Genomic DNA, 5,656 nt, shown 5'->3' on the forward strand with positions numbered 1-5,656 from the left:
CCGGCTCGGATGCGCTCGTCAGAGACAGACCTTGTTCAAAAGCGGCATTCTGTAAACGGATGCCCAGGTCCGACGGCTCGAGCACGGCTCGCTCGTCGTGAAAGACCTGGTATTCCGCCGCACCCTGGGCGTTCAGCGAAACACTGACCCGGACGCTGCCATCCGGACTGTTCAATGCAACGTCAGAGTTCTGTGGCAGTGCAACACAACCAGCAACCAACAATCCCCCAAACACACCGGATAACTGTATAAGGTTTTTCATTCTCAAGCCTCACGAGGAAACAGAAAAACGGAAGCTCATCCGGGTGTGGTAGGTGTCTCCCGGACGCACAATCGTGGACGGGAAACGGTCCTGATTGGGCGAATCAGGAAAATGCTGCGGTTCGACGCAGAAGGCGCCGTGACGGATCTGTTTTTGACCCTTCCCTTCCACCGAACCGTCAAGAAAATTGCCGGTGTACAGCTGGAAACACGGCTCTTCCGTCCAGACCTCCAACACACGCCCGGAAACCGGCTCTTCGGCCCGCGCGGCAAGCACCTCACCCTGCCCACCCTGACGGTCGACGACAAAATTATGATCATAGCCACCGTTGGCGCGCTTTAGCTGAATGTCATCCGCGTCAATTTCCGCCCCAATGGTTTTGGGCTTACGGAAGTCGAAGGCCGTACCGGCCACCTCAACCAGAGGCCCTTCCGGTATCAATTTGTCACTGACCGGGGTGTACTTTGACGCGTTCAGGGTAAGCTGATGGTCGCGCACGGTGCCCTTACCCGCCAGATTGAAATAGCTGTGCTGAGTCAGGTTGACCGGGGTCGCCTTGTCCGTGGTAGCACGGTAGTCGGTAATCAATTGATTGTCATCGGTCAGCCAATACTCCACGGTGACGGACAAGTTGCCCGGATACCCCTGATCGCCATCGGGACTGACCAGGCTCAGGCGGACGCCGGCACCACGGTCATCCTCAAACGGTTCGGCATCCCAGAGTTTTTTGTCAAAACCCTCAACCCCGCCATGCAGATGGTTCTCACCATCGTTCTGATCCAGGCGATACTCAACGCCGTCCAGCTCAAACTGGCCGCCCGCGATACGGTTGCCAAAGCGGCCAATCAGCGCCCCGAAATACGGGGAATCCGTCAGATAAGGGGCAAGTTCATCAAACCCCACAACCACGTCGGCAACATTGCCGTTCCGGTCCGGCGCGAACAGGTGGGTAATGATGCCGCCGTAGTTGATCAGGCGGACTTCCATCCCCTTGCTATTGCGCAAAATGAATTGAGTGACCTCACGGCCATCGGGAAGACTTTCGAACGGGGCGGATTGAACGGGCATAGATCAGATTCCTCTGAATGGGTAAAAGTCGGCGGTCAAAGGTGAATGGTATAACAGCAGGCGGCCGGGAGGCCAGACACAAAAAAAAGGCCAACCCCGGAGGGTTGGCCAAGTTCGGTTTGAACGGTACGCAACCTTGATGGTTGCTCGCGCTCCTTAGAAGGAGTAGCGAGCGCCCAGGGCAAAGGTGCGGCTGATCTGCCAGTTACCGAAGGTATGCAGATCACTGTTGCCGTAACGGCTCTGGTAAACCTCATCAGTCAGGTTGGTTGCATCAAAAGTCAGCACCAACTCATCGGTTGCGTTGTAGCTGAACTGGAAGTCCAGAGAGCTCTGCGGGTCGCGGTACACGCCCAGCGGGTTGGCGAACAAAGCGGCCTCATTGTTGTTGAGGAAGTCTTCACGCCATACATAAGCCAGACGGGCGTCAAAAGTATCGCGCTCGTAAGCCACCGCTACGCTGTAGGAGGTGTCAGACACACCAAACATCGGACCCACTTCGTAGCTGGTCACTTCACCTTCGCTGTTAGTAACCGGGTTAACCTGCTCCGAATCCAGGAAGGTGAAACTGGACTGGACACCCAGACCGTCCCAGTAGCCTTCGAGGTTCTCGGGGAAGTAGTTGAACCCGATTTCCACACCTGACAGCTCACCATCTGAAGCATTATCCGGCTGAGACAGAATGAAAGTATCTGTTTCATAACCTTCAATCTGGCGGTTCACTCGGTTACGGAAACCAACAACCAGGCCTTCGATGTCGCGCTGGAACAGAGTTACGTAGGCATTGCTGGCATCACCGAAGTACCACTCCAGAGACAAGTCGTAGTTCTGGGAAGTGGTCGGCTGCAAGTCGGCGTTGCCGCCAGTCGCAGTACCATAACCAATGTTGGTGATATCGTCGAAGTAGTTGATGGTCGGATTCAGGTCCCCAAATCCGGGCATACGCAGCGTTTCACCGTAGTTAAAGCGCGCGATCAGCTCATCAGTAAGGTTGTAGCGCAGAGACAAGAAGCTCAGAAGCTCCTGGTTGTCTGTGCTGCCCTCGGTTTCAGAGAAGTCCACCTGATCGGTAAAGACGGTATCGGTGGTCACATCAACGTAGCGGAGGCCAACCTGACCATCGAGACGCTTACCAGCGATTTCGGTCTCAAACTCCGCATCGACGTACAGTGCGGTGTTGGTCTCCTCGATGGCAAACTCTTCCAGCAGCGGATCATTGGCATCCAGACCGTAGAGACCAGTGAAGTAATCACGGTTTGCCTTAAGGTAAGGGCCATCAACCACCGCCCAAGTGCGAGGCACGTCCAGCGCATCCATAAAGCCACTGTTGATGTACGCAATGCCATCATCTTCATAAGTAGAGAACTGGCAGTTAGCCGCATCGCCAGTGGTGTTTACGACATCACAAGGTGCAGCGTCCTGAGTACGTGCGTACTCGGTGGCATCGCGCACGTCGTGACGGATACCAAAATCGATCTTCTTGAAGAACGCGCCGTCAGTGAAGTACTCGGCATCGGCGGTAAAGGTAACTGCAGAACCCTCGTTGCGCTCTCCACTATCGTACATTTCCGCCATGGCGAACTGGGAAATGTCGCTTTGATCGCCTTCATCAACATCCGGAGTGGCCGGGTTGTCCCGGAACTCAATGCTCGGGTTATTGCTGAAGTTGGCGTAGGTTTCATAGCGAACATTGGTGCTGCGCATCGCAATGAAGCTGGACTCAAACTCACTGTCCTGGTACACCAGTTCAGACTTCAGGTTGAGCTTATCGGTCAGCTCCCAGTCACCGCCCAGAGCGTAAACATAAGAGTCGGTTTTTCCGGTTGAGTAGTCACCGCTACCAAAGGTGAAACCATCACGAATGGTACGCTCTTTGATGACGTTGGTTCCTTCATACAGCTCAAAGGTATCAGTCACGTCATCGCTCAACCCACCAAGGCTGCCCCACCAATCTACAAAGGCAAAGTTTAATGAGTTGAAACCTTCGTTACGGTAACCATTGTAGAACGCTTCAAAGGTGTACTCGCTACGGTCATTCGGCGCGAACTGAAAAGACACATTGGCAGCGGGGCGTTCACGCTCGCCGGTGAAGTCCGACATGAACATCGCGTCACGGGAAATGTAGTATTCTGCAGGATCACCGTTTATATCCAATGTTGACCCCTGCGCGGTCGGCAAGCCATTCTCTAAACCAGCGGTCCAAATTGGATTTTCCTGCACGCCAGGACGAGTCGGAAAAATACGCTGTAGATCTACATAACGCTGATCTACAACATTACCGTTCGCATCAAGGATGTTTGGGTCATCTGGAAGATCTCGACCTTGGGCAATAAATGGTATTTGAGCCCCCGGCGTAGTGGACTGGTCACGATATTTGGTTTCACTATAGGACACGTTAACAAGTGCACCAAACTCCCCCGCTGCGGTATCCCACCGATCGCTGAAAAGCGCACTGATGGTCGGGTTCACTTCTTCAGCTTCTTCCAAGTAAATGCCACGAGCAGAAACCGATACGCGAGAGCCGTCGAAATCAAACGGACGGAAGGTGTGCACGTCAATCTGGCCGGCAATACCGTTTTCGTAGGTTTCCGCTGAGCGGTTCTTGACCACATCAACTCGTGAAACCAGAGTAGAGGGGATATCCGCCAGCGCAACAGCACGGCCAGAAGCTGTGAAGATGGTACGACCGTTTACCGTGGTGCTCACATCAGTAAGACCGCGGATACTGACCACGTTGGTTTCACCACCGGCACGATCCGTAACCTGAACACCAGCTACACGCTGGAGAGACTCAACCACGTTGTTATCCGGCAGCTTACCGATATCTTCTGCCACGATGGAGTCCATGACATCCATGGATTCGCGTTTGATATCAATGGCTTTGTTCAAGCTTGCACGAATACCGGTAACAACGACTTCTTCTAGCAGAGGCTCGTCTTGGGTGTCTTGGGCTTGAGCCAGCATGGGCAGGCCAGCCAGGGCGATGGACGCAGCGATACTGCGGCTTAGTAGGGAACGCTTAAACATAATTGCAACTCTCCTGCGGGTTTCATAGTCGCACCTGAGAACTGCCGATATGGTCCGGCTCGCTCCCAAGTACTGGTTATTTTTAATAACGGAGCAAAACAATACTATCGTATGACAATAAGCCTAGCAACCCTTTTATCATACATTTATCGCTCTATTTTGGGGCATTTAAGGCAAATACTTTTGATATACCACAGATAATTTATCCTCGGACCCCATATAACGCATATTTCATCATAATATATATGATAATTAAGGTGGGGTTCAGGTCATGTCCGCTCAAACATATCCCTCCAGGTCGCCATTTTGGCATCCAGCCTTCCTATATATATGTTAAATAGAACCATCAACCTCCCTCCTCGGGGTTGAAACCCGGTATTTACCCCCCATCCCTTCATTTCCCACTCAAAAAACGGAGGTTCTCCCAATGAGCAAGACTGTGGTAATCACCGGCGCCAACCGCGGTATTGGCCTGTCCTTTGTGAAACGGTTTATTGCCCGGGGGGACAAGGTGTACGCCGCCTGTCGCCAGGCTTCGGATGCCCTGGCCAACAGCGGGGCCACTATTATTGATGGGGTGGATGTGGCCGACCCCAAAGGCGTCGAGACGCTGGTCGCGGCCCTTGAAGGGGTATCGATCGACCTTTTGATCAACAACGCCGGTATCCTGCGGGACGAACAGTTGGGGCGTTTGAACGTCGACAGTATCCGGGACCAGTTCGAAACCAATGCGCTGGCACCGCTTTTGGTGACCAATGCCCTGCACAAGCAGTTGGCCAAGGGCGGCAAGGTCGCATTGATCACCAGCCGGATGGGGTCCATCGCGGACAATACCAGCGGCGGTCGCTACGGTTACCGGATGTCCAAGGCGGCGTTAAACGCGGCGGGCAAGTCGCTGGCGGAAGATCTGAAGAAACAGGAGGTGGCGGTAGCCATCTTGCACCCCGGTCTGGTGGGCACCGAAATGATTGGTGGTCACGGGGATATCACGCCGGATGAGGCTGCCCAGCGGTTGGTGCAGCGGATTGATGAGCTGAGTCTGGAAAATACCGGGACCTTTTGGCATTCGAATGGGCAGGTGTTGCCTTGGTAGGTTCGCTCCGGTTTAAGTCGGTGGATGACGGGGCTTCGCCCCTTATCCACCCTACGGGAGCCAATGTGTGAACGATGGATGCATGGGTTGGGTAACGGCGGATGCGGCCGTTGGCCTCCGATGCGTCGGACCGATCCGCCCTGCGCAGCTTGGGAGATTCGGGGCGTGGTAACGGCGGATGCGCGCTTCGCGCTTATCCGCCCTAC

Annotated in this window: 4 protein-coding genes; 1 reads left to right on the top strand and 3 read right to left on the bottom strand. The window is 54.2% G+C overall.

Features of this window, described 5'->3' with window-relative positions:
- From B3520_RS11865 to B3520_RS11875, 3 genes are all read right to left on the bottom strand, one after another.
- On the bottom strand, positions 1–262 hold a 262-nt coding region (locus B3520_RS11865), incomplete at its 3' end, for a glycoside hydrolase family 97 N-terminal domain-containing protein (protein ID WP_286876116.1).
- A 9-nt stretch (positions 263–271) separates the two neighbouring features.
- Entirely contained in the window at positions 272–1,330 is a 1,059-nt protein-coding gene (locus B3520_RS11870; RefSeq protein ID WP_286806039.1) for an aldose epimerase family protein, read from the bottom strand.
- 156 nt (positions 1,331–1,486) lie between these two features.
- Entirely contained in the window at positions 1,487–4,357 is a 2,871-nt protein-coding gene (locus tag B3520_RS11875; RefSeq protein ID WP_286876117.1) for a TonB-dependent receptor, read from the bottom strand.
- Positions 4,358–4,784: 427 nt separating this feature from the next.
- Here B3520_RS11875 and B3520_RS11880 point away from each other — a divergent pair, with 427 nt between their 5' ends.
- Entirely contained in the window at positions 4,785–5,450 is a 666-nt protein-coding gene (locus B3520_RS11880) for an SDR family oxidoreductase (protein WP_286806043.1), read from the top strand.
- Positions 5,451–5,656 lie beyond the last annotated feature (206 nt).

The organism is Marinimicrobium sp. UBA4509 (genome assembly GCF_002388575.1).
Classification (GTDB): Bacteria; Pseudomonadota; Gammaproteobacteria; order Pseudomonadales; family Cellvibrionaceae; genus Marinimicrobium; species Marinimicrobium koreense.